Source organism: Micromonospora rhizosphaerae (genome assembly GCF_900091465.1).
Taxonomy (GTDB): domain Bacteria; phylum Actinomycetota; class Actinomycetes; order Mycobacteriales; family Micromonosporaceae; genus Micromonospora; species Micromonospora rhizosphaerae.
On sequence record NZ_FMHV01000002.1, the window covers coordinates 2,014,937 to 2,040,991 of the forward strand.

A 26,055-nucleotide genomic window follows, 5' to 3' on the forward strand; every position below is an offset into this window, starting at 1 on the left:
CTCAAGCCGACTCCTCATCCCCGGTCTCCTCCAGTTCAAGCTCACGAAGAATTTGGTCCGACAGGGCGGCTTGTTCGCTCATTTCCTCCTCCGTCAACCTCACTGCATCCGATTGCCTTCGACGTGCCAATGCAGCCGCGAAGCTGTTGAAGTAGGGGTTTGGATAGGTGTGCGCAATGCCAAGCTCGTTTAGCTCACGGGACACTTCACTGAGGCGCGCCCTTCCTTGAACGGAAAGGTCCTCTCCCAGAAGCGCATATTGCTCGTCAAGAAGTGCGAGTACCTGCTTGCTCAAGGTTGACCGAAGGCCGTACATCTCCGAGCGGAGAACTCCCTCGATGCTCATGCTGACAGGATCGTATTCCGGCTCGGTCGCGACATGGCTCGTGCCTTCGCGGTTAAAGCGACGCACCTGCTCACGGACTAGGCCACCGATCATAAGAGGATTATGAGTCGCGACAAGCAGCTGCCCCTTGTCTTGGCGGATGGTATCCTGTAATAGGCTTAGGTACTCGTATGTCCAGATTGGATTTAGATGCGTGTCCGGCTCATCGAGAAGATACAGCGATTCGTCGTTCCTCGTGAACAACATCAACCCTAGGACGGTGAGGAACTGCTGCTCACCTTCGCTCATCTGGACAAACTTAACTCGATGACCATCAGTTCGCCGAATTACGACCCGCACTTCATCGATTAGATCGCATAGAAACAGGCTCTCTAGGTGGCCGAATAGTTCTTTAACTTCGTCCCCCGAACGATGGAGCCGGGCAAGGCTGTTCAAATCTCGCAGGAATAGATACTGGTGCTCCGACTGCTCCGGCTGCTTCCGAATGTCTCTTGCAACACGATCCTCGACCCGAATGGGGGCTAATGATTCATCCCACAATTTTGCCAGGAAGGGCCGAAACGCACCGCGCGCATACCAGAATCTGGGATCACCATCCTCGAGTTGGGCGCGATTAGGTTTGCCACTAAACCACCAAGGACGCTTAAGGACAAATAGCGCGGAATCGAAGTCTGCAATCGCTAGGTACTTCTCGAGGACCACACGAGCGATGTCCGGCGGAGCCAGGAAGAAGGCGAGCAGGACTAGCTGACTATATTCCTTTCGACAGAAGAACATACGTCTGAGCGGCAGGCCAGCCCCCCCGCTATCCATCACTGCTTCGTAATGACGACGGGTGGGTTCGTCGAACTGTCTCTCCAGCCGGTCGCTCCACCCTGAATAATAGGCAAATACGTAGCTGGGGAGGAGTTGCGCCGCCTGCTCGCGGAACCGCTTCTGAGCAATTCGCTCGCCGTTGACGTTGATTGTTAGAGGTCGTGACACCTTAGATGGGTCGTTTGAAACCTCTATGGTTTGCCCTCGACACGTATACAGAATCGTGTAAGGAAAGGCTGACGCCTCTGCAGTCTCCAGATCTCGGAAGATTTCCACAATCGCTTCAATAAGGTGCGACTTGCCCGTGCCATTTCCGCCAATAAGCGCGGTCGTCGATTGCTCCTCGTCGAAGTTGATTATAAAGTCTCGTAGGTTCCGGTAGCTAGGCAGGCTCAAGCTGAGGATTTTCACCGTCGCACCAACCTTCGCTCCGAGTCATCGCCATCCGTGCGACGCTCCACGATAAGGCCGGCAATGACTTCGTCACGAAGCTGATCGTAGAAGTCATCAATGCTGAGCCTCGACTCCTCCCATAGCTCTATCGGTCTCAGGCCATCGTCGTTCTGAATCAGTTGGCTCAGATGGTCCCCGGCGATTTCTCCGCGACTTAGCAGCCGTCGATGTTCAACCTTCGACCGGTTACGGCGTTCCCGAGCACCGACCACATCTCGCTGAGCCATCGAACGCACCTCCTCCTCGATCCCCTCGAGTAGCAATGAATCCGCCTCATCGAACGCGCTCCGCGATGACGGCAACCCAGCAAAGGCTCGTCGTAAAGCGATATCGCGCACGCTGGGAAGGCCCTCGAGAATGTCCATCCCAGCCTGCTGGAGGCGCCTGACGTGCTTCTTGGCCGCCATCAGTCCGTTCACGACGGCCTCCTGCGTAGCAACGCTGGGCAGAGTAAAGCGAAAATTGAGTAAGCTTCTCAGGTTGATGTTCGACTGACTTAGGCCGTCCACTTTAGCGTTGCGGCAATAGGCGCGCCCCAGGGGCGAATTGAGCACAACGGAAACATACTCGGGAAGCACGTTTTCCGCGAGTTGGAGACGAATCAAGTACCCGGCGAAGATCGCGCGGCGACCCCCTCGGTATACGGCCGTTTTTCCGACGAGCTCAGGGCTGTTTGTGCGATTGAAAAGCAAGTCGCCCTCATTAAGGCTGTACTTGTCGATTTCCGCATGGTCGGAGCTGTAAGCCAAATCGGACCAGTCGATCTCGCCGTCCTGCAAGTTGCCCATTCTCAGGACTGGAACTTCGCCCTCGCGGGAAGACTTCTTGCTAGTCCCGTAGTTTGCCCTCACAACGACATCTTCTAGCCGTACCGGTGGTTCTCGCTCAGCGAGTTCAACTAGGGTCCGCTCAGCGAGGTGAGCCCAAACCAAATCTAGAGCGCTCGGAACCTGTGCCACAGCGTCACGAATAGTTTCGATGCGGAGAAAGACGTCATCGAGGTAGTCGGCGATGGAGTGCTGCCGTGAGGCCGAGGCGAATAGGAAGGGGGCGTCGCGAAGCTTCGCAGTACTAACCCTCGGCATATTGGTTCCTTGACTAACAACATTTGCGTAGTCGCGGAAATCCGGGTGTTGCATCCAGTAGTAGAGGTACCGACTTTCAAGGGCCTGAGGGGCTCGAAGCGGAACAATCTCGGTAGAGCAGTAGCCGTCATCCGTCGCCTGGATGACCTTGTTTAGGTATGGGCGAAGCTTGCCATAAAGGATGTCGCCCGCCAAGAACCGCGTCTTCTCGCTTCTAGGTGCCCGTTCGGCTTTAGTCACGCGCTGCAAGAGTCGGCCGGTGTCCCGCTCGATGTCCTCAAGCTCCAGCAACCATGCCTCGCCAGCGATCTCCGACGGTTCCGCCTTCGACCGGGTCGCGACGTACACGCATTCACCGAGTTTGACGGGGTGCGGCGAAGGCAGATCGCTCACGCTGGTCCCCTTCGGACCATATCGCTGAGCTCTCTAAGCGCAGACATGCTTCTTTCTAGGCTCTTCTCGAGGAGTAGTAGAGCCTCCTCGGGATCCTCCTGCGACTCAGCGGTAGGCTCAACCTCTATAGAAAGTGCCAGGTTGTCCCCGCGCTCCCTGATCTCCGCACGCGAGAACACCTGATATGAGTCGCTGAGGGACTCACGTCTTGTTCGTCGGGCTTCACGGCCAACGTTCGGGTCGTGCCCATAGGCATGCTCGAACGCTCGCAGCGTCTCCTCGGTGAGGCTTTCGGATTTGCTGCGCCCGTGACCCTTCCCTCTGAGGTCATACAACCACAGTTCCTTGGTGCCTTGAAAGCTGTCTCCATCGTTCTTGGTGATGAAAAGCACATGCGTCTTCACGGAAGCTGCATAGAAGAGCCCTGGTGGCAGGCGGAGCATGGTGTGAAGGTCACACGAATCCATCATGTACCGGCGAACGTTGAGACCCACCGTCTCTTCGTATAAGACGTTGTCAGGTACCACGATCGCTGCCCGTCCACCAGGTGCAAGCGCTGAGATAATGTGCTGAACAAAGCAGAGTTGTTTATTGCTTGTCGGGAAGGGAAGATCGTCGCGATCCGGAAGACCGCCTCCCCGCTTGGTCCCGAAAGGAGGGTTGCTCAAGATCAGAGTTGCCGGCGGAAGGTCCTTACCTGCGCTCGACAGCGTGTCGCCGTATACTAGCCCGACAGCATCATCGTTCACGAGACCATGCAAGAACAGGTTCATCAGGGCAAGTGAGTACGTGTCGTCAACATGTTCGACTCCGTGGAAGATGGCCGAAAGCTCTTTTTCCGCGACGTCGGACCATGTATCGCTGTTCGCTCGAATATAGTTGCCGGCTGAGACGAGAAAGCCTGCCGTACCTGCGGCTGGGTCTTGAATTACGTCCCCCAGTGAGGGTTTCATTACTCGGACTATGCTGTCGATCAGTAGTCTCGGCGTGAAATACTGCCCGGCACCCGATCGCTTTTCGTTCGCATTCTTTTCGAGCAGACCTTCGTAGAGATCTCCTAGTCCTTCACGAGAGATCTCGTACCAAGCGAAACGGTCGATGCTTTGAACGAGGACTCTGAGAGTCTTGGCCTTCTTTATGGAGGTGCGACTCTGCGAAAAGATCCTGCTGACAACCTCGGAGTCTGATGTCGCAAGCGAGCGAAGCAATCCTCCATACCGTTCCAGGAGGATGTTCTCGGGGCACTCTGTGAGGGCGGTCCACCTGCACCCTTGTGGAAGCTTGTGCTCGACCTTCAACTCGGCGGCAAGCTTCAGGAACAGGAGGTACGACAGCTCTACAAGATACTGGTGGAAAGTGACGCCGTCGTCCTTCAGCGCGTTACATAGTGCCCACACCTTGTTGACGCTGTCTCTAGTCTCGGCTCGCAAGGTCGACGTCCTATCCTTCACCTGGCAGTTGCTCCCAGAGCCTACGCAAAGGCTGAGACTGTACGTAGCCTCAGGCGTCGGCCGTTGGGAGTACGATCTGCCCGTCCTGGCTCGGTGGTTCTTGGTGGGGCGCTGGGTCCACCAGTGGGCGGCGGCACCGCGCTCCCTGGTCGGCCGGGCAGCTATGTCTGACGCTCAGCGACGAAGGTCCCCTTACCCTGTTGGCCTTCTACGAGGCCACGGTCGCGAAGGATCCGAAGTGCAGCCTGTGCGGTCGAAACACTTACCTTGTACTGCTCGGCCAGCTGGGCGTACGTGGGCAGCTTGTCGCCTGGCGCCAGGTCGCCGCTCTCGATCTGCTCTGTGATGGCGTTGACGACGCGTAGATAGTCCGCGGGTCGGTTGGGCATGTGATGGCACTCCTCGCTCGGCACCTCGATTTGAGCACGAGGAGGTCGCCAACTACAAGACGCATGTTGACTTAGGTAAGTACGTCACCTAACGTCGTCGACGCGGGTTTCCTCGCTCGGCAGCCTGGTTTCCCGCGTCTGGGGTGATTGCCCAGCGGGGTCGGGGCAGCGGCTGTGACAGAGGGCCCATGTCGTCAAAGCTGTCCCGGCCTCGCTGAGCCTGATGTTCCCCTCGGTGCACGAGGACCGTGGCGCCAACAGCAACGCCTCGCACATCCTTCCGCCGCTGGCAGCGGCCGCGGAATGCAGAAGCAGGCCCGGGGTGGGTGCTGGGCTCCGGCCGGTACGGACGCGCGGTCGTATCGGCCGTCCCCGCCCGCCTCGGCGCCGCAACCATCCGACCAGGGAGGATCATGGACTCGATCGACGACATTCTTGGCGAACTACCCCTACCGCCCTACATCACCGCCGAAGACGTCACCTTCGCCGTCAAGGCCATCACCGTGCACGCCGCCGAGCAATGGCCCGATGGCCCCCGCTGCCGCAATGACCGCGCCCCACACCCCTGCCGCCTGCACCGCTGGGGCCGCCGCGTCCTGATCCGCCGTGGCCTGACCGAGCGCGAGATCGAGACCCTGATCGCCGAAGAGACAGCGAGGCAGCCGTGATCTACGTGACCGGGGAACGCCTGCAACCGCACCAGGTCCGGGCCGCCGGCTTCGACACCCGCTGGCGCGGCCTCGACCCCGACCAGGTCCACGCCTACCTCAACCAGCTCGCCGACGAACTCGAGCGCCTACACCGCGAGCTGACCACCGCGAACACCGAGGCCGAACGCATCCGCCAGGCGCTGCGCCAGTGGCAGTCCCGCCACACCGGCTGCCGCTACACCGACCCCGACTGGTCACTCAACAATCGGTGGCGGCAGTGACCGTGCCCCGCTGGATCATCCACCTGCCCACCACCCTGACCGGCCTGGACGCTGCCGCCGAGCTGGCCTTTGCACTGCGCGAATCCCTCGGCCACATCCCAGCCCTCGACTTCGGCGAGACCACCCTCAGCGAGGAGGACAGGCAGCACCTCCGCCACCGGGTCTGGTGCGACGCTCGGCTCGACGGCGGCCGTCGCTGCCGACTACGCGACGGGCACTCCGGATCGTGTGGGACCACGGGGGAGGGCTGACGCCGGTACCGTCCGGGGATGCTCGACGCCGAAGATCTTCTGGCCGCCTTCACGCCTCCCCAGCCGTACACGATGGAAGCCGCCGCCGGCGCTCCCAGCTCGCCCGGCGTGCACGTGGTCCTGGAACGCGGCACCGTCATCTACGTCGGCTACACGAGGCGAGGTCTGCGCGGCCGCCTCCGGCAGCACCTGACCGGCAACCGGGACTCATCCGTACTGCACGAGCAGGTCGGCCAGCTCCTCGACAAGCCCGGCCACGAGGCATCCGCCGAGGACATCGCCGACTGGCTGAGCCGGTGCGAGGTCCGCTGGCAGGAGACCGACAACCCGGAGGGTACGAAGGAAGCCCTGGTCCTGGCCCTCAAGCCCCGCCTCAACCGGCAGGTGCCGAAGCCGCGCTACTGAAACTGCGGCGACTTCTGCTGGCCGCGGTACGGGCCGCGGGCCCGTCAGTCCTGCTTGCCGCCCGCCGAGCGGCCTGCCAACGCCGCCTCGAGGTTGCCGGCCATGACCGAGAGGATCCGGACGGTCTCGGCGTACTGCTCCGGGGTGAGCCCGCGCAGCAGCAGCCGCCGCGTCCCGCCGACGCGCTCGGCCGCCGTGCCGTGTGCGGCGCGACCGTGCTCGGTCAGGGTGAGCGCGTCGGCGTCGTACCCGACCCATCCCCGCGCGACCAGGCCGTCAGGCCCGTCGAGGGCGGCGTCGAGTTGGGGTACGCCATCCGGCCAGAACGGTGCGAGCGCTTGCTCGATCTCGCTGCGGCTGCGCGTCCCGCCGGAGAGCACGTTCAGGATCTGCCACTGCCGTCGGTCGAGGCCGAGGTCGCCCAGCGTCGCGTCGAACTGCTCCTCGATCAGGTTGTGCAGGTGCTTGAGCCAGTAGCCGATCGGCTTATCCGTGCCGCTCACCACCGCCTCCTTCCGGGTAAGCCCTTCCATCACAATTCGACTCGGTGTCAAGTGGAGTCGGGTAGGTGGTTCCGTGGCGCCGCCAGGGTCACGGGCATGATTGTTTCTACTCCTGGCCTGTCCCGCTTCCGCCGTACCGGGGCGATCGCGGCGGCCGCGTTGGCCGCGGTGGCTCTCGGGGTCGTTCCGGGGGCCCGCGCCGAGGCTGCCGGCGACACCCTTCCGCTCGACGACGGCGACCTGACGGAGGTACGCACCAGCCGTGCCCTGGCCGACGGTGTCACCCTGACCCGGATCGAGCGGGGCAGCGAGCCGGCGCCGGCCGACCAGATCAACACCACCACGCGGGGCCCGTGGGTGGTCAACGTGCTCACCATCGACCCGAGCCAGGCCCGCGGGCACCTCAAGGCGACGTACGGCCCGAACCTGAGCCAGGTCGAGAAGACCACGGACCTCGTCCGCGCCTCCGGCGCCCTGGCCGGGGTCAACGCCTCCTTCTTCACCTTCACCGCCAGCCAGCTCTACCCCGGCGACCCGGTCGGGCTGGGGCTGTTCGGCGGGAAGCTGCTCAGCGAGCCCACCACCGATCCGGCCGAGGTCAACTTCGTCGTCGACGCCAACAGCAACCGCGCCCTGACCGGGAAGCTCACCTGGTCGGGAAGTGTGCGCAACCGGCAGACCGAGGCCACCCTGCCGCTGGAGTTCCTCAACCACCCGCCGGTCGTCCCCGCCGGCTGCGCCGCCCTCGCCGACCAGACGCAGTGCACCCTCCCCGGCGACGTCGTCGAGTTCACCCCCGAGTTCGCCTCGTCCACCCCGTCCGGTGCCGGCGTGGAGGTCGTGCTCGACCGGCTCGGCTGCGTGGTGCGCACCTCGACCACCCGGGGCACCGCCCTTGCCGCCGGCGAGACCTCGCTGCAGGCGACCGGGCGGGACACCGTTGCCCTGCTGGACGTGGCCGGGCAGGGGTGCGTGGACCGGACCTCGACCCTGACCGACCAGCAGGGTGAGGAACTTCCCGTGCGGCCCGGGCTGTTCGGGGTGAACGGCCGCTACCCGTTGACCGCGGACGGCCAGATCGTCGTACCGGCCGGCTCCGGCAGCTTCTTCGCCCGCAACCCCCGTACCATCGCCGGAACCACGCGGGACGGGAAGATCGTGCTCGCGACCATCGACGGCCGCCAGACCACCAGCGTCGGCACCACCATGGACGAGACCGCCGCCGTCGCCCAGGCGCTCGGCATGGACGACGCGGTCAACCTCGACGGCGGCGGATCCACCGCGATGGCCGTCGAGGGTGCCCTGGTCAACCGGCCGAGCGGGTCGACCGAGCGGGCCGTCGGCGACGCGCTCATCTACCTGGACGGCCCGTACCGCAGCGGAAACTGACCGCCGCCACCGACGCGAGCCGCGGCGGCCGGCCAATCGGCTGGCCGCCGGGGCCGGCGACAGGACCAGGGTCAGCTCTCCTTGTCCAGAAAGGCGAGCGTGACCGCGGCGAAGAGCGGGGACAGGAAGAGGTTGTAGTGGGTCAGCCCGGGCAGGATGGCCAGTGCGTGCCCGCCCTTCGGCCGCCCCTCGCCCGCCCAGCCGCCGTCGCGCAGGCCGCCGTCGAGCAGGTTGAAGACCTCCACGTAGTGGCTCGGCGGCGCCATGTCGGCGTCGGCGGCGACCACCAGCGTCGGCACCTGCAGGCCGCGAACCTGCTCGGTGTAGTCGAAGTCCTTGGCCATCGCCGCACCGATCTTGTCCAGCAGCCGGGGGAAGTCCTCGGGATGCGGCGCCACCCGCTGGTAGAGCTCGTACATCGGGGTGTCTTTCATGAATTCGGCGGCCGCGCCGGTGACCTGGCCCTGCTGCGCGAGCATCTCGGGGTAGATCGCGTCGCGGCGGATGTTCGCGGACGCCGAAACCAGGCGGCCCACCTTGTCGGGGTGGCGGATGGCGACCAGGAGCGCGACGCCGCCGCCGAGGGAGTAGCCGACGACGTCCGGCTTCTCCAGACCGAGGTGGTCGATGAGGGCCGCGACGTCGTCGGCCATCAGCGTGATGTCGAGCGGCCGGTCGACGTCGGCGGTCCGGCCGTGCCCCTGCAGGTCGACCAGGATGACCTGGTGCCGGTCGGCCAGCGTGGGCAGGATCGGCCCGAACATCTCACCCGAGCCGAGCCCGCCGTGCAGCAGGATCATCGGGCGGCCGGCCCCGTGCGTCTCGTAGTACAGGTTGACGCCGTTGACCTCGGCGTACTGGCCGGAGGTGGTGGGTTCGGCGGTCCACTGCGTGGTGGTCATGAGGTGCTCCTCGTGTCGTGTCGTCATCCGATGCCCTAGTGACCGGGCGAGCGCCGGAGACTCATCGCGGGGGGCGACACAAAATTCGCGGGGCCCGGGATCGTCGGGGGAGAGGGTTAGATTGGCGGCGTGAGTGACGTGGCGACCAGCACATCCATCGAGTCACAGCTGGAGGCGTACCGGCCGGAGCTGACCGGCTACTGCTACCGGATGCTGGGCTCGGCCTTCGAGGCCGAGGACGCCGTACAGGACACCTTCGTGCGGGCGTGGCGCAGCTTCGAGCGGTTCGAAGGGCGATCGGCGCTGCGGACCTGGCTGTACCGGATCGCGACGAACGTCTGCCTCAACATGCTCGCCAGCGCGCAGCGTCGGGTCCGCCCGATGGACCTCGGTCCCGCCGGGTCCGGCGGCGCCACGCACCCGGGCGAGCCGCGCCCCGACGAGATCTGGGTCGGCCCGGTGCCGGACAGCCGGGTCCTGCCGGAGGGCAGCGACCCGGCCGAGGTGATCGCCGGCCGCGAGTCCGTCCGGTTGGCGTTCGTCGCCGCGCTGCAGCACCTGCCGCCGCGGCAGCGGGCCGTGCTCATCCTGCGCGAGGTGCTGGCCTGGTCGGCCCAGGAGGTGGCCGACCTGCTCGACACCACGGTGGCGAGCGTCAACAGCGCCCTGCAGCGGGCCCGGGCCACCCTCGCCGCCGCCGACACCGCCGCCGACGTCTACCGGCCGCTGGACGACGAGCAGAAGGCGCTGCTCGCGCGGTACGTGCGTGCATTCGAGGCGTACGACCTGAAGGCTCTCACCACGCTGCTGCACGAGGACGCCACGCTGTCGATGCCGCCGCTGCCGCTGTGGCTGCGCGGCCACGGCGACATCCACGCCTGGATGGCCGGCACAGGCAGCGGTTGCCGCGGCTCCCGCCTGGTGCCGGTGGTGGCGAACGGCCTGCCGGCGTTCGGGCAGTACCGCCCCAGCCTCGACGGCTCGGGCCACGACCCCTGGGCGCTGATGGTGCTGGAGATCTCAGCCGGACGGATCGCGGCGGTCAACAACTTCCTCGACACCGCCCACCTGTTCCCGCTCTTCGGGTTGCCCGACCGGCTCCCATAACGGGTCGGTCAGGCCGAGCAGGTCGGCAAGTTCCAGCAGATCGGCGCTGCCGCCGCTGACCACCAGCCGCCAGCCATGCCGCCGCGCGGTCAGGCTCAGCCGGGCCAGCGCCTCGATCGCGACCACGTCGGGGCGCACCCCGGTCACGTCGCAGACCACCACGCCACGGTCCCGGCCACGCAGCGCCTCGGCCAGGTCACCGCAGAGGGCGGGGATGTCCGCCCGGGTCAGCGTCGCGCCGACGGCGAAGGAGATCGCGAAGGTCGTCACCCGGGTAGGACCGCCGGGCGCCGGCAAACTCACCGCACCCGGACCGACGAATCCCGTTCGACTGCGGGGCCTGCCGTTCGCCGTCCAGGCCACCGGCCACTGGCCAGAGCCGAATGTACGGCCCGTACCGCAGCGGGAACTGACCGACGCCACTGACGAGTCGCAGCCGCTATTCGACACCGGGTGCGGCCGGCTCCCATGCGATGGGCGCCGGCCGCACCCTCACCCGCCGTCAGGCTCTCTGCCGAGCTGAAGCGGCTTCGAGCCAAGGCTTCGCCTCAGTCGAGGGCGATGTAGAGGCGCTTGCCTGTCGGTACGTACCCGACCCGTTCGTAGACGCGCCAGGAATCCGTCCCGGAAGCCTCCAGCCAGGCAACCTCCACGCCGGTGGCGAACAGCCGCGCGGTGATCGCGGCGGTGAGCGCCCCGGCGATACCGCGGCGACGGCACTCCTTGCGGACCGCGATGCCAGCCACCTCGCTGACCCCGGCGCTGGGCGGAGTCGCCTGCCCGCCCGCGACACAGACACCGTCGCCGTTGCGGACCAGCATCACCACGCCGCCGTTGTCTTGGACACGCCGTACGCGGGCGATGTCCGCCGGGGTCGCCACCGGCTCCTCGCCGAAGGCTTCGTTCTGTACGGCCACCAGGCCGGCGCGCTGTGCGTCCGTGGCCGGCTCCGCGACCTCGAACCCATCGGGTGTGGCCGGCACAGTCAGCGAATCGGGCGAGCAGACCAGGTAGTCGTGTCGCGCCTCCACCGTGAACCCGGCATCGATCAGTTGCTGTTCCAGGCCCGGCGCGCAGCTGGTGACGTACTCCAGCCGGGGCACGCGGTCGATGTCCCGGAACGCCGCCACCAGTGTGGTCACATCGGCCGGGGTAACAACGGCGTCGAGTTGTGGCGTCGCGTAGTTGACGAAGCGGCTGTCGGTGGTCGGATCCCACCCGATGACAAACGGTCCGACCTCGATGGCGTTGGGACGCAAGGACAGGTTGGCGATGACGGAACGCTGGACGCGAGCATCCATGATCAAGTTGACCTCATGTCGAGAGAAGACGCTACGGACGATGCGGGAACAGAAACATCGGGCCGCCGCAGAAGGATGAGGTACTCAGCGCAGGTCGGACAACCGATCACACTGCGCGGTACACCGGCGGCCACCTCGGCTCGCCAAGATCACAGGCGTCATTCCTTCGCACACGCTGCCCACGCCAACCGCGCGGGGTGACCAGCAGGCTCTCACCAAGATCCTCGGGCTGTCAACCGGCGAACCGCCGCCTGGGCCGCAACGCCTCACCTCGGCCGCAAACGAACCGAGAGGGGCGCCGTTGACGTGGCTGGTAGGCGACGCGGCGAGATAGTTGGGAGCCACCGGTCAACCTTCCCGCCCGACCTGTCGTCCTTGGTGGCGACGGAAGGAGAGCCCGTGCGTTGGAAGAGACGCTTCGAGGGGCTGGACAGCCTCGTCGCTGAACGCGGTACCGCCCTGCTCGCGACAGCCGTACTGCTCACCGGCAGCCGCGCCGCCGGCGAGGACCTGCTGCAGGCGGCGCTGGAGCGGCTGATGCGCCACTGGAGCAGGGTCCGCGGCGACAAGGAAGCCTATCTGCGCCGCACCATGTACCACCTCGCGGTCGACCAGTGGCGCCGCCGCAAGCGGCGGCCGGAGGTCCTGGCCAGCGTGGAGCCGCCCGGCCAGCCGGACGGTACGGATGCGCTGCACCTGCGGCAGGCACTGATCCAGGCCCTGGCCACGCTGCCACCCCGGCAGCGGGCGGTGCTGGTGCTGCGTTACTGGGAGCAGCTCAGTGAGGCGGAGGCCGCCGAGATGCTCGGGTGCTCGATCGGGACCGTCAAGTCCACCGCCTCCCGGGGGCTGTCCCGCCTGCGTGAGGTCACGGCTGCCTGGGCGTTCGACGACGTCCCGGCCTGGAATGGAGCGGGGAAATGACCACTGACATCGAAGACCACCTGATCGCCGGGATGCGCCAGGAGGTCGCCGGCATCACCCTGACCACCGACATCGTCGGGGAGGCGGCGCGCCGCCACGGGCGCCGGACGGTTCTGCTGCGGGCGGCGTACGCCACCGGTGTGCTGGGCCTGGCCGGGGTGACCGCCGCGGCGCTGGCGGTCGGCGGGAGCGGGCAGCCGGGGCCGGCGACGCTCCGGCCGCCGGTCGCCAGCGCCGCCGCGCCGCGCATGGAACTGGCCGCGGCGGTCGCGGCCAGCGAGAACATCAGCTACCGGATGCGGCTGACGACCGGCACCCCGTCGGGACAGGCCGGACTGACGTACGAGGGTGCGTTCGACCCGAAGACCGCCACCGGGTACGTCCGGGTGCCGATGGACGATTCGGTCATGACCGAGCTGCTGATCAACGGCACCAGGTACATCGGCGGGGAACGGCCGCTGGGCAAGCTGCCGGCCGACAAGGGCCCCGGCGAGAAGTACGGCCGTTACGGGCAGTACCGGGGAAAGTACGACCGGCTGTCCCTCTACAGCGAAGGGAACGGCGTGCTGGGCGCCGCGGCACCCGACCCGGCGGCGCTGTTGACGGCGCTGAACAGCGCGAACGCGACCATCACGGAGAACGCCGATGGCACGCTGCACTTCGAGTACGCCACGCAGTACAAGGACGGCTCAACCACCACGTCCGGTGACGTCACGCTCGATGCCGAAGGCCGGATCGCCAAGGTGGCACTTGCCGGCACGTGGCAGTCGACGGCGAAGGGTCGCCTCGACACCGGCACGTTCACCGCGACGCTCGAGCTGTTCGACTACGGCGTCGAGGTGAAGGTGAAGCGTCCGACCGACGTGGTCATGGCCAAGTAGGCCCACTCGGGGACGACCACCGCAGCGGTCGTCCCCGTTCCACCGATGAGCTGCCCGCGACCGGACGGTCGCGGGCAGCTTTGTCTCTGCAGCAGGCCTAGCGTGCGGCGGCGAGCTACCCCGGCGGTGGAACCTTGACTGACCGCTGGTCTGGTCATCCGTCAGGCGCTCGTCCTCCTGCCGTCAGCCGACGTCGCGACAGCACGGCTGGCTCTGCCGGTAGTGTCGGCCGTCATGCGGATGGTCTACACCTCGGCGCCGGACCAGATGTTCATTCCCGCTCGTGACCGGCTGATGTGGCGGTTTGACGGCTGGGCTCGGCGGCACCGCCGCCCGGTGGATCCCGTCGTCATCGAGGCGCTGCTCGACCACCGCTGGGCCGAGGGTGACGGCCTGCTCGGGCGGTGGCAGCCCGAGGACTTCGAAGAGGCGCTGCTCGACTGGTTTCCCCGCAAGGTGACGTTGCCGCCGGACCAGTGGGCCGCAGTCGCACCGACCGTAGGCGCGTTCATCGACTTCCTCTTCGACCAGGACCTCGCCGACCGGCGTTGCGCCGACCGGCAACTCCTGCACGCCGCACTGGACAAGCTGGCCGCGCCGTTCGCCGACGCGATGGCGGACCAGAGCCGGTACGGGCTGGGGAAGTTCTGGGCCACCCGGATGCTGCACGAGGGCGTCGACCCCGCCGATCAGGTGGCTGCCGAGCGGTTCATCGCCGATTTGCACGCCGGCCGCGTCGCCGTGGACCGGAACCTGCTGAACCAGGTGATGGCCAACCACCTGCTCGGCGAGGATCCCGACCGGCACCCACCGCTACCGCTGGTGGCCGTGCCCGACGACGACACACTCCGTGCCCTGGCCGCCGAGTCGCTTGTCGTACGCCGGCTCCGTGAACTGGTGCGATGGCTTTGTGACGGGCGGACCCTCACCACCACCGGCCGGCTGCGGCTGGCCGACGCGCGGGAACTCGTCGCGCTGCTCGACACCGGCGACGTCCTCGACCCCATGATCGGCGACCGGGTGTTCAAGACTCGCAGCAGCGACGAGTTGTACGTGCTCACCGTGCTGGTCGCCTGGGCCCGGGCGGCCCGCGTCGTACGGGTGGTGAAGGGGCGGCTGGTGCCGGTCAAGAGCGCGGCGAAGGCCCTTGCGGACCCGCTCGCGCTGTCCCGGCGGGCGTTCACCGGATTGTTCGAGCTCGGCGAGGCGGTCTGCGGCGGCGGCTGGGCCGAGTCGGTGCTGCGGTGGCGGTTCGACGACGCAGTGTTCGCCGTGACCATGGCTCTGTTCATCGCGCCGGAACCCCTCGAGAATGACGAGCTGAGGCGGCTCGCCTACCAGGCCGCGTGCAACGGACTGGGGCTCGACCCGGGTAGCGAAGAGCAGGAGCGGGGCTGGCGCCAGCTCGCCGACAACGACACCGACCGCCTGCTCGACCAGCTGGCCAGGCTCGGCGCGATCGAGAAGGGCGAAGCTGTTGTCGCACTAACCCCCTTGGGCGTCGGCCTGCTCGCCGGGCACCTGCGTGAGCTGGGCGTGACCGTGCCGACCATCGACCAGCTGGTTGATGAGACCGCAGAGGTAGTGGTCGCCACCGCCACCGGCAGCCCGCCGGAAACCGCTGCTGCCCTCATGCACACCTGGTGCGCGCGGAACTCCGCCAACGCCTCTGCGGAGTTGCGGGCGCTGGCCGAGCGCACCGACGACCCTGAGCATCGCAAGCTCGCCCTGGCATACGCCTGAACTCGCCCTGCGCTGCCCGCCGAGCTCAGCCACCTCGCCCCTTCGCGGTCGCCGCTGTGTTGTCCGCGCCCAACACCATCAGTCACACATGCTTTGTAGCTGCCTCGTCTCTGCTATCGGAATCGACCAGGGATCGGCGATAGCACGAACGGGGCAGCTCCAAAGCGACGCTCCACCCTCCGCCCGTGCGGGCGACCGCCCACCGGCTGCCCCTCAGGCGACCACCTTCGGCACCAGCTCCCTGAGGATGGTGCACGCGCTGCTGAGATCGGCGACCATCACGTTGTAGATCGTGGGCTTCGCGATGTCGTGCTGGGCGAGCGTGCGCTCGAACTCCTCGGCACGCAGCAGAGCGGCGGCCAGGTACCCGTGCACGGTGCGTAGGTACTCCGGCACCGGGTACGCGATGCGTTGACCGCCCAGCGCCTCCAGCATGCGGTCACCCTTCAGCATGTCGGCGGTCATGACGGCGAACAGGTCCCAGGCCTCGTGCGCCTCCGGGCCCATCCGGTCAGCCAGCCACTCGTACGCCTGGTCCCGCCGCCCGATGGCCTCGCGCAGGTCGCGTCGCGTGCGCATGAGATCGAGCCGGATGGACACCGGGATGCTCTCCTCGGGCCTGGCCTGCCTGCCGCCGCCGAGGATGGCGCGCAGCGTCGCCACGTTCGCCGCTGCCTTGTCCAGGTCGTCGAGGGCGACGCGCAGCAGCGGGGCGTGTCGGTAGAACTGCAGGCGTCGTGCCTGCGAGTCGTAGTACTCCGACAGCCGGCCGACTGCGGCCTCGATGTCGCGATCGAGGACGGACAGCGTCCGGAATGCGCCTTCCTCGTGCAGGCGTTCCTCCATCTTCCGCCGGAGCACCCGGTCCACGGCCTCCGTGGGCGCAGCGATCATTTCAAGGGCTCGCTGCTCCTGCATGCGGCTGAAGGCCCGGCCGAAGCAGAAGCCGCCGACTGAAAAGAGCGTTCCGAACAGGAAGTCCTTCTGTGAGTCGTAGATGTTCCGGAGGTTCGACGATGCGAAGACGGCGATGAGCACAAGGTCGGCCAGGCCAACCGTCAACCATATGACCTGCGAGCGTGCGAGGTCGGGCTGGAAGATTCGAGGGGTCTTCGACGGCATGCCCACATCTTGTCGGGCCGTCGCCACCACTGTGGACCGTCGGTCTTGACGAACGTCGGGATGCGCATGGGTGCCGATATCCGTCCCGATGCCGGCTATCCCCCGATCACTTCCGCCAGGCGGGGGCCATCCGCTCGGACATCTCCCGCCAGAACGTCCGCAGATCCTCGCGGTAGACCGCCTGCCACTCCGCCCGCCCGGGCGACCGGAACCACTGCCCGACCAGGTCGATCTGGTGGGCACAGAAGGCCTCGTCCATCTGGTACGGCAGCTCGTCCCCCTTCGGCGGCAGCGGGCACAGCCGGAACGGGCAGTCGTCGATGCAGGTGGCGCCCGGCTGGACGTCGTGGGCCTGGCGGCGGCTCAGGGTGACCCGCATGGCGCTGCGGTCGATGGTGAGGCACGGGGGCAGCTCGGCCCGGCTGGCCCGGCTGAGCCGGCGCGCCCGCTCGTCATTGTCCCGTCCCCGGTCGGCGAGGTTGAGCAGCAGCATCACGTCGGCCAGCAGCCGTTGGGCCCGCGGTTGCGGGACGGCCCAGCCGTGCGACGGCGGCAGCCAGGAGTCCTGGAACCGCCGGATACCCGGCTGGGGGCTGACCGACCCCACCCGCCCGACGATCTCCCGCTCGTCCAGCCAGCAGTGCCGCTCGGGGTGGCGGTCGATGAGCGCCTCGGCGCACAGGTCCGCGACCTCGAGGACGAGCGGGTGGGCCGTACCGCTGCCGGGCTGCGGGGCGCGGTGCCCGCCCGCGCATGGACACCCCCATGATCGACATGGTCGGCTACCGGACGGAGGGGCGTAGCTCCCCTTCCCCGCCCACGCTAGTGCCCGTTCCCGCAGGCCAGCGCGTGCGCCCACCGGCAAGAGGCTCAGCCGCCGTAGAGCCAGTCGATGTGCTTGTAGTCGTCGGGTGCCCGGTCGCGGAACAGCTCGTTTCGCAGCAGCCGGGCCACCCCGTCGACGTGCCAGATGTCCCCCCACACCCGGGCCGACGTCTGCACCCGGGCCGTGCGCTCCGTCCGCGCCGTCTCGTACGCGCGCAGCGCCCGATCCCAGTCCAGGCCGCCCGCCGCCACCGTCTTGCCGGCCTCGGTGGCGAGCGTGTACGCGTCCTCGATGGCCTGGCAGGCGCCCTGCGCCAGGTACTGCAGCATCGGATGCGCGGCATCCCCGGTCAGCGCCAGCCGCCCGTCGACCCACGTCTGGATAGGGGCGCGGTCGTACATCGGCCACTTCCGGGTACGCCACAGCGACCGCAGGCCCCGACGGACATCCGGACACATGCCCGAGAACGCCGACTCCAACTCGTCCGGGTTGCCCCAGTCCGCCTCGCCCCGCTCGTAGGCGGCGGACCTGAACACCGCGACCGTGTTGAACATGTCGCCGCCGCGCAGCGCGTACTGGACCAGGTGGCAGCCGGGGCCGAGGTACACGACGACGTCCCGCAGGGCGTTCTCGTCCAGCTCGACGTCAATCTCGGAGAGGGGAAACGCGCCGCGGTAGGCGACGTACCCGGACGCGACCGGCTGGTCGTCGCTGAGCTTGCCGCGCAGCACCGAGCGGAGACCGTCGGCCGACAGCGCGAGGTCGCTGGTGAACTCGCCGGCTTCGCTGATCACCACTGCGGAGTCCGCGGACGCGACCACGTCGGTCACCCGCACGTTGGGCACCAGCTCGACGCCCACCCGCCGGCAGGCCTGGACGAGAATGTCCAGCAGGTCGCTGCGGTGGATCACCACGTACGGCGCGCCGTAGCGCTCGACGAAGTCCGCCCCCAGGTCGAGGTGGGTCAGCTCCGAGCCGTCCACGGCGTCCCGGAAGACCAGCCGCCGCGGCACGACACCGTGGGTGAGTACGGCGTCGAGCAACCCCCACTGGCGCAGGATGCGGGTCGCGTTCGGGGCCATCTGCAGCCCCGCCCCGACCTCGGCGAAATCCGCCGCCTTCTCGAGCACCCGCACCCGGTGGCCGGCGCTGGCCAGGGCGTACGCGTTGGCCAGCCCGCCGATGCCGCCACCGACGACAGTGACATCGCTTGCGCTCATGGTCGTCTCCTCCAAGTCACAACCAGGGGCCGAGGGTCGGTGCCTGCGCGGTCCGTCCGGTCAGCCACGCGGCGAGCGGGGCGGCCTCGCCGCTGGCAGCCCGCTTGCGTACCGCGTCGACCGCCAGCGCGGCGGTGAAGCCCGCCGGCAGGTCGTCGAAGCCGTACCCGGCCTTCAGGTCGACGGTGTGCACGGCGACCTCCCGCGCGCGCATCCACGGGATCTCGCTGGCCGGCACGGTGCGGCCCTGGGCGGTCACCACCTCGCGGGTGCGGGCCTCCGCGGAGAGCGCGTCGAGGTCGTACGCCAGGGCCTGCGCCGACTGCCGTACCCGCCCGCGGAGCTCGCCGGCGGGCAGCCGGGCGCCGGTCTCGATCTCCTCGGCCCGCTGCTCCCGGCTCGCGTACATCCGCCGCTCCTCGCCGGTGGCGGCCCAGTGCACGAGCCTTCGCAACGCCTCGGCGTTGTAGTGCACGTGCGCGATCAGGTGGCGGCGGCTCCACCCGGGCAGGTCGGTCGGCTCGTCGAAGTCCTCGTCACTGAGCCGGTCGACGGCGGTCAGGAAGAGCTTGGTCCCCTGCTCCATCCAGTCCCGGGCGGTCATGACGCCCGGGCCACGTTGATCAGCCGGCCGATGCCCTGGATCTCGGTGACGAGGATGTTGCCGTCGGCGAGGTAGCGCGGGGGCTTGCGGGCGTGGCCGACGCCGCCGGGCGTGCCGGTCGCGATGACGTCGCCGGGCCGGAGCGTCATGATCGTCGATGCATACCGGACCAGCGCGACCGGGTCGAACACCAGGTCGGAGGTCTCGGCTTTCTGCATGATCTCGCCGTCGACGGAGGCGGTCATGGTCAGCGCCGGGCGGACGCCGCCGGGCAGCTCGTCGGGCGTGACCAGGACCGGACCGAGCGGGGTGGTGCCCTCGAACGTCTTGCCCTGCAGCCATTCCTTCGTCCGGAACTGCCAGTCCCGCATGCTCACGTCGTTGCAGACGGTGAAGCCGGCGATGGCGTCGGCCGCCGCCTGCTCGTCGGCGCGGCGCACGGCACGGCCGATCACGACGGCGAGTTCGGCCTCCCAGTCGACGGCGGTGGACTCGGGCGCGAGGTCGATGTCGTCGTTCGCGCCGATCAGCGCGTCGGCGAACTTGGCGAAGAGGGTCGGGTACTCGGGCAGCTCCCGGCCCATCTCCAGGATGTGGTTGCGGTAGTTGAGGCCGACGCACAGCACCTTGCCGGGGCGGGGCACGACGGGCGCGAACTCCACCCCGTCGACCGGGTACGTCGTGCCGCCGGTCGCCGCCGCCCGCGCCGGCCAGTCCTCCCGGGCCAGCAGCTCCCCGACGTCGGTGAACCCGAGGTCGACGTACCCGTCCTCGGTCGCGCGGACGGCGCGGGTGCCCTCGGCGGTGCGGATGGTGGCGAGCTTCACTGGACGTTCCCTTCCCGGTTGTCGATCTGGACGCGGTCCTGGTGGAGCCGCTCGAAGACAGGCGTGTCGCTGAACCGGAACAGGTCCAGCCCATGGTCGGTGGTGATGGTCAGCGGCTGCCAGGACGGCACCACGAACAGGTCACCGCGCTCGACGGTCCACGAGGTCGCGCCGACGGTCACCTCACCGCGACCCTCGAAGACCTGGTAGACCGAGGAGCCGACCTCGCGGCGGGTGGCGGTCCCGGTGTCGGGGGCGAGGCGGTGGAACTCGGTGCGGATGGTGGGCATGATGTCGCCGCCGGTCGTCGGGTTGGTGTAGCGGACCGCGGCGTGCCCGCGCTCGACGGTGGCGGTGTAGCCCTCGGCCTCCAGCGCGAGCTGCTCCGCGAGAGCCCGGTCGGTGTGCTCCCACCGGTACGCCAGCAGCGGCGTCGCGGGGGTGGGCTGCAGCTGGGTGAGCGGGCGCAGCCCCGGGTGTGCCCACAGCCGCTCCGAGTACGACCGCTCCGGCGCGTCCCGGCTCTCGACCTCGTCCGGGCCGAACTCGAAGAAGGTCGAGTCGGCGTAGTACTGGAAGGGGATGTCCAGGCCGTCGATCCAGGCCATCGGCCGGTCGGTGCGGTTGTGGTGGCCGTGCCAGTTCCACCCGGCCTGCGGGAGGAAGTCGCCGCGCCGCATCGCGACCGGGTCGCCGTTGACGACCGTCCAGACGCCCTCGCCCTCGACCACGAACCGGAACGCGTTCTGGGTGTGCCGGTGCACGGGCGCGTCCTCGGCCGGGTTGAGGTACTGGATGGCCGCCCACAGGGTCGGGGTCACGAAGGGCCGGCCGCCGAGGCCCGGGTTGGCCAGCGCGATGGCCCGCCGCTCGCCGCCCCGGCCGACCGGGACCAGCTCGCCGGCCTGCGCGGCGAGGGGGAGCAGGGTGTTCCAGCGCCAGACGTGCGGCTGCGCCTCGGACTGCGGCTGGGCCGGCATCAGGCCGCCGATCTCCGTCCAGAGCGGGACGAGCAGTTCCTTTTCGAACCCGCGGTAGAGCTCCTCGAGCTCCGGGGTGCGGATCGGTTGGCCCGGGCCGTCGGTGGCGGTGATGGACACGGGGGATTCGCTGACGCTCATACCCACCGATCGTCGGCGTCTTCTGTGAGGTGGGATACGGTTTTCTGCTATGAAGAACAAGCCGGTCTACGCCATCGACTCGGTCGACCACGCGCTGCACCTGGCCCAGATCCTGCAGCAGGAGGGCACGCTCCGGGTGACCGACGCGGCGGAGCGGCTCGGGGTCTCGGTGTCGACCGCCCACCGGCTGCTGGCGATGCTGGTCTACCGCGACTTCGCCGCCCAGCGACCGGACCGGACCTACACCGCCGGGCCGGTGCTGCGCCCCGCGCAGCGATCCGAGGCGCCGGTCGCGCTGCTGCGCCGGGTCTCCGCCCCCCACCTGCACACCCTCGTCGACGGGGTGCAGGAGTCGGCGAACCTGATGATCCTGGCCGGCACGGAGGTGCGCTTCATCGCCACCGTCGAGTGCGCGCGGATCCTCCGGGTCGGCGAGCGGGCCGGACGGGTACTCCCCGCGCACCTGGCCTCCGGCGGCAAGGCGATCCTCGCCGGGCTCCCGGCGACGGACGTGGGGACGCTGTACGAGGACGTGGACGGGATCGACGTACCCAAGCTGCGCCGGGAGTTGGCCCTGGTCCGCAAGCGGGGTTTCGCAATCAACGATCAGCTCACCGAGGCCGGGTTGACGGCCCTCGGCGTGGCGGTCCGGGGGTCCTCCGGGGCGCCGGAGGCGGCGGTCTCCCTCGCCATCCCGAGCGCGCGGTTCGACCGCAACCAGCTGCCGACGTGGGTCGCGGCGATGACGGCCGCCGCGACCCGGATCGAAAACGACCTCGCCGCGCGGCGCTGACGCCGGACGAGGCCAGGCCCCCGGCGACGGGATCGGCGGGGCGGGCCGTCAGGTCCAGGCCGCCGGATCGGCGCGGTTGTCCACGGCGGCGGCCGTACGGGCGTACGCTCGGTGCCGTGGTAGCGGCGGGGCGTCGATACCGATACGTCGGCCCGGCGGACGTGCGGGCGTCGGTCGGCGACTCCCCCGAGGGCTGGCCCATCCGATCATCGGTCGATCTCGTCGCCTACCTGGCGGCCGCAGATCCGCGCGACCGTGACGAGCCGTTCACCTACGTCATCGACCCTGGCGGCACGCTGCGGCTCGCGCCGAGACGCAGCGAGCACGTCGCCTGCGCCGGCGGTGGGGAGGTCCTCGGCGCGGGGGAGATCGCCTTCACCGGCGAGCGGGACGGCTGGCTCGTGACCGAGGTGAGCAACCAGGCCACCGGCTACTGCCCCGATCCCACGTCATGGGCGGCGGTGGCGGACGCCCTCGATCGGGCGGGTATCGGCCGCCCGGAAGAATTCACCGCGGCCATCGTCTTCCGGCGCTGCCTTGACTGCGGCGAGCGCAACGTCGTCCGCGACGACGACTACATCTGCGCGCTCTGCGGTGCTGAGCTGCCGGAGGATGTGGAACCCCGGCTGACGGCCCGGCCGCCGACCGACCAGCGTTCCCGCTGACGACCGAGCCGGCGGTCGGCCGCGCCGGACGATTTGCCGGACCGCAAGGGCACCTGCCACCAGATCGGCGACAGGTGCCCTTGCGGTCGTACCGGTTCAGGTCAGGCGCCGCCGCCTCCGGGCTGGACGACTCCGTTGACCGTCAGGGTGTAGGGCGCGTACTGGTTGACCTGCTCGGTCGGCTCGTCGTAGGCGACCACGGCGACGACTTTCGGGAACGCGCTGAGCAGGGCCAGCTGCGTGCGGCTGAGCGTCAGGCTGGACCTGCCGTTGAACTCGGCCTGCAGCGCAATCGAGTGCTGCTCGTCGATGCCGACCAGCCGCAGGTTCCAGTTGTGCACGGTGATCGGCTTGATCTCCGTCGGCGAGTCGAACGGCGCGAGGCTGCTGCCGTCGCTGACCGTCGTGCCGCCGACGGTGATGTCGTCGATCAGCCAGCCGCCCTCGTTGACGCCGCCGTCGCTGACGTAGCGGAAGCCGAGCAGGACGCTCTTCCCGGCGTACGCCGACAGGTCGTACGAGTGCGCCTCGAACCCGGTGGTCGTCCCGTTGATCGCCGGGCCGAACGGCCCGTCGACGGTCTTGTCGCCCGGGATCGCGGTGTAGGTCGCGCCGCCGTCGGTGGAGACGGTGACGTAGCCGTAGTCGAAGCCGGCCTCGGCGCCGTACTTGGCGAGGAAGCGCAGCGTCGGGTCGGCGGTCGGCACGGTGACCGACGTGACGGCCCCCGCGTCGAGGTTGCTGGCGTTTCCGGACCAGAGGACCGGGTTCCCGGCACGGTCCGGGTCGTTCGACACGACGGTCCACGCCAGCGGGAGCGGCGGCAGCGTCTTGGCCCCCTGGAACGACAACGACCGCAGGTCACGGCCGCGCAGGACCTGCCCGTTGGCCAACTGCAGCGGTACGAAGTCGGCGCCGTTCGGTGCCGCGCCCGGCGTGCCGTTGGCGGTCGGATTGGCGAGGTTGACCGTGGAGCGCAGGCTCGGCGTGGTCACCCTGCTCTTCGGTACGCCGAGCATGACCCCGCGGCGCGAGTCGCCGACGATCTTGTCGACCAGCGTCATCGTCTGGTAGTCGTGGATGACCTGGTACATGTTCTTGGCGCCCTCGGCCTTCAGCGCCGCGTCCAGGCTGGCCAGACCCTGCAGCTCGCCGTCGTTGTGCAGCCGGGAGATGATGTCCGTGCCGTACCGGTCATAGAGGAACAGCATGAACGAGTACGCGTTGCCGTAGTCGGCGAGCACCGCGTTCGGGTTGCTGCTCTCGCCCCACAGATTGAGCGAGTTCTCCGGGCCGCCGCAGTCACGCGGGTTGGTGTTGAACGGCGTCTGCATCGTGCCGAAGCCCTGGTAGCAGTAGAGGTGACTGTCGGCTCCCCGGTCGAACACGGTTGCCGTGCCGTCGACGTAGCCGGTCAGCGTCTGGGCGAAGTCGGACAGCCCCTCGTTGACCCAGGTCGTCTCAAACGGGTCGGTGTAGTACTGCGCCAGGTGCTGCCACTCGTGCGCGAAGGTCCCCTCGTAGAGGAACGGGCGGGCCGGGCGGCTGGTGCACAGGCCGTCGGTCGGCTCGTTCGGCGGGTTGGCACCCGTGCGGTGCAGCCAGTCGAACGCGTCGATGGTCATGACGTTGCGGTCGAGCAGTTCGGTGAACTGGGCCGAGAAGAAGCCGGCGATGTAGGTCGGCGCGGCCGGGAACTGGTAGAAGTTGTCGTCCCGGACGTTGTCGACAAGGGTGACGGTCTTGTTGCCGCCGCCGGTGTAGACGCCGCCGTTGCCGTTGGGGTCCGGTCCGAGCAGGGCGTTGGTGCCGTCGCGGTCCGGCGGCGTGCTGAACGCGGCCGTCTCCTTCGGATACATGTTGGTGTCGAACTCGTGGACGAAGTTCGCGACCTGCTCGTCGGTGATCTGAGTCGAGGAGGGGATCTGGGTCCGGCAGTCGCCGGCCGGGAACGCGAGGTCGTTGGCGACCCACACCTCGATGTTGTTGCCCACGCCCCGCAGCGTGTAGTCCTTGCGGTAGAGCCGGCCCTGGAAGTCGTCGAGCCCGAGCCACTGCCGGACGGTGCCGACCGGCGGAGTCTCCGCTGCTGCCATGGTTCGCGAACGCGCCTGCGCGCGCGGCTGGTAGCGGGCGGGCGTCTTCACCTTGTGGCCGTCGAGCGTGAAGTCCTTGCGGGTGAGCTCTCGGACGTCGCTCGGCCGATCATTTTTCACGGCGCCCGGCTGGGTTGGGGCGGCCGCCGCGGCTGACGCGGGAAGGACGCCCAGGAGTGGTAAGACGAGTGCGATGGCTGCTGCCCCGGCGATGCGGCTGCGTGCCATTGGCCCCCCTTGGGTCTCGTGAATCCGGTTGACGGGGCTCTCCCGTCGCAAGCAACCGGGATGACATTCACGTTCGTACCCGCAAAGGTTGCCTATGGCAATCGTCTTGCCGCACGATCTGTTGCACACGGCCGCGCCGAAGGCCCTCGCTCCGTCGGTCAGAGCACTAGCTCTCGTTTCACTCCTCTGGCGCTGGCGCCGCCGGGCCGCACACTACTCAGGCCGCTGACATCGGCCAGGGGTGCGGATTGCTGGGAGTGACTTCGTAGGTCAAGCAGCGAGTTGGTAGCGGGCCTGGTGGTTTCGCTGGTGCTCTTGGCCCAGATGGTAGGTCCAGTAGCGGTCGAAGTCGTCGTTGGCGAGCAGCGCGCGGAGTTTCAGGACGGCTTCGGCGCCGGCGCTCCGCCCGGCTGTCGATGCGTTCGTCCGACAAATTCCCTACCCGGCGGCCGGAGCGCAGTGATACACAACCGAGGTGCAAAACATTTTGGAGTTCCCCGAGGTCCTGCGGCTGATCGAAGACCGCTCGGCCGCGTTCCGCGCCGCGATCGCGTCCGCCCCCGACCTTGACGTCCAGGTCCCGACCTGCCCGGACTGGACGCTGCGCGAACTGGCGCAGCACCTCGGCGACGGCCGCCGCCGCCAGGCCGCCATCATCGCGGCGGGCCCGGGCGCTGAGCCCCCGGCGAGGACGGACCCGAAGGGCGCCCCGACCGCGCCCCGCGACCGCGAGGCCCTGGACGCCTGGCTCGCCGAGTCGACCGAGCTCATGCTCGACGCGATGCGCGAGGCCGGCCCGGACCGCGGCTGCTGGACCTGGTGGGGCCGCTCGCAGGCCCCGGAGACCAGCGGAGCCGTGGCCCGGCACCAGATCCAGGAGATCACCGTCCACACCTACGACGCCCAGCTCACCCAGGGGGCCGCACAGCCGCTGCCGACGGACGTCGCGGTCGAGGGCGTCGACGAGTTCCTGACGACCGTCGCGGCGACGACCGTCCCCTGGCCGTTCAAGCCGGCGACCATCGACCTGCACACGACCGAGGGCCGCTCCTGGCGCCTGACCCTCAACGCCGACGGCGTCCGCTGCGACGACCTCGCCGCCGACGCGGAGCCGGGCGACATGGCGATGCGAGGCGCAGCGAGCGAACTGGTCCTCTACTTCTATGAGCGCGTCCCGCTCGACGGCCTGGAGACCACCGGCGACACCGAGCCGATGGAGCAGCTCGCAGACTGGGACCCGAACGCGTAAAACGCGCACTTGTGACGCATCTGTCGGTTGTGCG

At 68.3% G+C, this 26,055-nt stretch carries 27 protein-coding genes; 12 read left to right on the forward strand and 15 right to left on the reverse strand.

Annotated elements, in window-relative coordinates:
* Position 1: 1 nt before the first annotated feature.
* From GA0070624_RS09765 to GA0070624_RS09780, 4 genes are all read right to left on the reverse strand, one after another.
* Positions 2–1,573, reverse strand: coding sequence for an AAA family ATPase (locus GA0070624_RS09765; protein ID WP_141714974.1), 1,572 nt, complete (start codon positions 1,571–1,573; stop codon positions 2–4).
* A complete protein-coding gene (locus GA0070624_RS09770; RefSeq protein ID WP_141714975.1) occupies positions 1,570–3,093 on the reverse strand; it encodes a restriction endonuclease subunit S in 1,524 nt (507 codons plus the stop codon). The genes GA0070624_RS09765 and GA0070624_RS09770 overlap by 4 nt, the downstream gene beginning before the upstream one ends.
* A complete protein-coding gene (locus tag GA0070624_RS09775) occupies positions 3,090–4,523 on the reverse strand; it encodes an HsdM family class I SAM-dependent methyltransferase (protein ID WP_091339214.1) in 1,434 nt (477 codons plus the stop codon). Before GA0070624_RS09775 ends, GA0070624_RS09770 begins: the two co-directional genes overlap by 4 nt.
* A 182-nt stretch (positions 4,524–4,705) precedes the next feature.
* Positions 4,706–4,933: a winged helix-turn-helix domain-containing protein gene (locus GA0070624_RS09780; RefSeq protein ID WP_091339218.1), complete on the reverse strand. Its 228-nt coding sequence runs from the start codon at positions 4,931–4,933 to the stop codon at positions 4,706–4,708.
* A 413-nt stretch (positions 4,934–5,346) separates the two neighbouring features.
* On the opposite strand from GA0070624_RS09780, the gene GA0070624_RS09785 reads away from it, so the two are divergent.
* The 4 genes from GA0070624_RS09785 to GA0070624_RS09800 are packed head-to-tail and all read left to right on the forward strand — an operon-like array spanning position 5,347 to position 6,520.
* The gene (locus GA0070624_RS09785) at positions 5,347–5,601 is read left to right on the forward strand and encodes a hypothetical protein (RefSeq protein ID WP_091339221.1); all 255 of its coding nucleotides are present in this window, start codon (positions 5,347–5,349) and stop codon (positions 5,599–5,601) included.
* Positions 5,598–5,864, forward strand: coding sequence for a DivIVA domain-containing protein (locus GA0070624_RS09790; RefSeq protein WP_091339225.1), 267 nt, complete (start codon positions 5,598–5,600; stop codon positions 5,862–5,864). The genes GA0070624_RS09785 and GA0070624_RS09790 overlap by 4 nt, the downstream gene beginning before the upstream one ends.
* Positions 5,852–6,115 (forward strand): hypothetical protein, encoded by a 264-nt coding sequence (locus GA0070624_RS09795; protein WP_245718730.1) that lies wholly within the window; start codon positions 5,852–5,854, stop codon positions 6,113–6,115. Before GA0070624_RS09790 ends, GA0070624_RS09795 begins: the two co-directional genes overlap by 13 nt.
* A gap of 18 nt (positions 6,116–6,133) precedes the next feature.
* Entirely contained in the window at positions 6,134–6,520 is a 387-nt protein-coding gene (locus GA0070624_RS09800; protein WP_091339231.1) for a GIY-YIG nuclease family protein, read from the forward strand.
* A 44-nt stretch (positions 6,521–6,564) separates the two neighbouring features.
* On the opposite strand, the gene GA0070624_RS09805 is transcribed toward GA0070624_RS09800, so the two are convergent.
* Positions 6,565–7,023 carry a MarR family winged helix-turn-helix transcriptional regulator gene (locus GA0070624_RS09805; protein WP_091339234.1) on the reverse strand — a complete coding sequence of 153 codons (459 nt, stop codon included), beginning with the start codon at positions 7,021–7,023 and terminating at the stop codon, positions 6,565–6,567.
* Positions 7,024–7,167: 144 nt separating this feature from the next.
* On the opposite strand from GA0070624_RS09805, the gene GA0070624_RS09810 reads away from it, so the two are divergent.
* A complete protein-coding gene (locus GA0070624_RS09810; RefSeq protein ID WP_425413545.1) occupies positions 7,168–8,412 on the forward strand; it encodes a phosphodiester glycosidase family protein in 1,245 nt (414 codons plus the stop codon).
* Positions 8,413–8,483: 71 nt separating this feature from the next.
* Here GA0070624_RS09810 and GA0070624_RS09815 read toward each other — a convergent pair whose 3' ends face one another.
* Positions 8,484–9,314, reverse strand: coding sequence for an alpha/beta fold hydrolase (locus GA0070624_RS09815; protein WP_091339239.1), 831 nt, complete (start codon positions 9,312–9,314; stop codon positions 8,484–8,486).
* A 129-nt stretch (positions 9,315–9,443) separates the two neighbouring features.
* Here GA0070624_RS09815 and GA0070624_RS09820 point away from each other — a divergent pair, with 129 nt between their 5' ends.
* A complete protein-coding gene (locus GA0070624_RS09820; protein ID WP_176731646.1) occupies positions 9,444–10,421 on the forward strand; it encodes a sigma-70 family RNA polymerase sigma factor in 978 nt (325 codons plus the stop codon).
* Here the strand turns inward: GA0070624_RS09820 and GA0070624_RS09825 are convergent.
* Positions 10,335–10,691, reverse strand: coding sequence for an STAS domain-containing protein (locus GA0070624_RS09825; protein WP_091339246.1), 357 nt, complete (start codon positions 10,689–10,691; stop codon positions 10,335–10,337). The genes GA0070624_RS09820 and GA0070624_RS09825 overlap by 87 nt on opposite strands.
* 278 nt (positions 10,692–10,969) lie before the next feature.
* Complete coding sequence (locus tag GA0070624_RS09830; RefSeq protein WP_091339249.1) at positions 10,970–11,722, reverse strand: GNAT family N-acetyltransferase; 753 nt, start codon at positions 11,720–11,722, stop codon at positions 10,970–10,972.
* A 399-nt stretch (positions 11,723–12,121) separates the two neighbouring features.
* Between GA0070624_RS09830 and GA0070624_RS09835 the strand changes: the two genes are divergently transcribed.
* From GA0070624_RS09835 to GA0070624_RS09845, 3 genes are all read left to right on the forward strand, one after another.
* The gene (locus GA0070624_RS09835; RefSeq protein WP_245718731.1) at positions 12,122–12,646 is read left to right on the forward strand and encodes a SigE family RNA polymerase sigma factor; all 525 of its coding nucleotides are present in this window, start codon (positions 12,122–12,124) and stop codon (positions 12,644–12,646) included.
* The gene (locus tag GA0070624_RS09840) at positions 12,643–13,527 is read left to right on the forward strand and encodes a hypothetical protein (RefSeq protein WP_091339251.1); all 885 of its coding nucleotides are present in this window, start codon (positions 12,643–12,645) and stop codon (positions 13,525–13,527) included. The genes GA0070624_RS09835 and GA0070624_RS09840 overlap by 4 nt, the downstream gene beginning before the upstream one ends.
* A gap of 234 nt (positions 13,528–13,761) precedes the next feature.
* Positions 13,762–15,270: a hypothetical protein gene (locus GA0070624_RS09845; protein WP_141714976.1), complete on the forward strand. Its 1,509-nt coding sequence runs from the start codon at positions 13,762–13,764 to the stop codon at positions 15,268–15,270.
* Positions 15,271–15,483: 213 nt separating this feature from the next.
* Here GA0070624_RS09845 and GA0070624_RS09850 read toward each other — a convergent pair whose 3' ends face one another.
* The 6 genes from GA0070624_RS09850 to GA0070624_RS09875 all read right to left on the reverse strand — a co-directional run bounded on the left by GA0070624_RS09850 (position 15,484) and on the right by GA0070624_RS09875 (position 20,990).
* Positions 15,484–16,332, reverse strand: coding sequence for a hypothetical protein (locus GA0070624_RS09850; protein WP_091339256.1), 849 nt, complete (start codon positions 16,330–16,332; stop codon positions 15,484–15,486).
* Between the two features lie 166 nt (positions 16,333–16,498).
* The gene (locus GA0070624_RS09855; RefSeq protein ID WP_141714977.1) at positions 16,499–17,251 is read right to left on the reverse strand and encodes a hypothetical protein; all 753 of its coding nucleotides are present in this window, start codon (positions 17,249–17,251) and stop codon (positions 16,499–16,501) included.
* 11 nt (positions 17,252–17,262) lie between these two features.
* Positions 17,263–18,438: an FAD-dependent monooxygenase gene (locus GA0070624_RS09860; RefSeq protein ID WP_091339262.1), complete on the reverse strand. Its 1,176-nt coding sequence runs from the start codon at positions 18,436–18,438 to the stop codon at positions 17,263–17,265.
* Positions 18,439–18,454: 16 nt separating this feature from the next.
* Positions 18,455–19,042 carry a maleylpyruvate isomerase N-terminal domain-containing protein gene (locus GA0070624_RS09865; protein ID WP_218105137.1) on the reverse strand — a complete coding sequence of 196 codons (588 nt, stop codon included), beginning with the start codon at positions 19,040–19,042 and terminating at the stop codon, positions 18,455–18,457.
* Positions 19,039–19,869, reverse strand: coding sequence for a fumarylacetoacetate hydrolase family protein (locus GA0070624_RS09870; RefSeq protein ID WP_091339265.1), 831 nt, complete (start codon positions 19,867–19,869; stop codon positions 19,039–19,041). The genes GA0070624_RS09865 and GA0070624_RS09870 overlap by 4 nt, the downstream gene beginning before the upstream one ends.
* The gene (locus GA0070624_RS09875; RefSeq protein WP_091339269.1) at positions 19,866–20,990 is read right to left on the reverse strand and encodes a cupin domain-containing protein; all 1,125 of its coding nucleotides are present in this window, start codon (positions 20,988–20,990) and stop codon (positions 19,866–19,868) included. Before GA0070624_RS09875 ends, GA0070624_RS09870 begins: the two co-directional genes overlap by 4 nt.
* 49 nt (positions 20,991–21,039) lie before the next feature.
* Between GA0070624_RS09875 and GA0070624_RS09880 the strand changes: the two genes are divergently transcribed.
* Positions 21,040–21,783, forward strand: coding sequence for an IclR family transcriptional regulator (locus GA0070624_RS09880; RefSeq protein WP_091339272.1), 744 nt, complete (start codon positions 21,040–21,042; stop codon positions 21,781–21,783).
* A gap of 116 nt (positions 21,784–21,899) precedes the next feature.
* A complete protein-coding gene (locus tag GA0070624_RS09885) occupies positions 21,900–22,448 on the forward strand; it encodes a hypothetical protein (RefSeq protein ID WP_091339275.1) in 549 nt (182 codons plus the stop codon).
* A 101-nt stretch (positions 22,449–22,549) separates the two neighbouring features.
* Here GA0070624_RS09885 and GA0070624_RS09890 read toward each other — a convergent pair whose 3' ends face one another.
* Entirely contained in the window at positions 22,550–24,664 is a 2,115-nt protein-coding gene (locus tag GA0070624_RS09890) for a choice-of-anchor J domain-containing protein (RefSeq protein WP_342672744.1), read from the reverse strand.
* A gap of 583 nt (positions 24,665–25,247) precedes the next feature.
* On the opposite strand from GA0070624_RS09890, the gene GA0070624_RS09895 reads away from it, so the two are divergent.
* A complete protein-coding gene (locus GA0070624_RS09895; RefSeq protein WP_091339280.1) occupies positions 25,248–26,021 on the forward strand; it encodes a maleylpyruvate isomerase N-terminal domain-containing protein in 774 nt (257 codons plus the stop codon).
* The last annotated feature ends 34 nt before the right edge of the window (positions 26,022–26,055 follow it).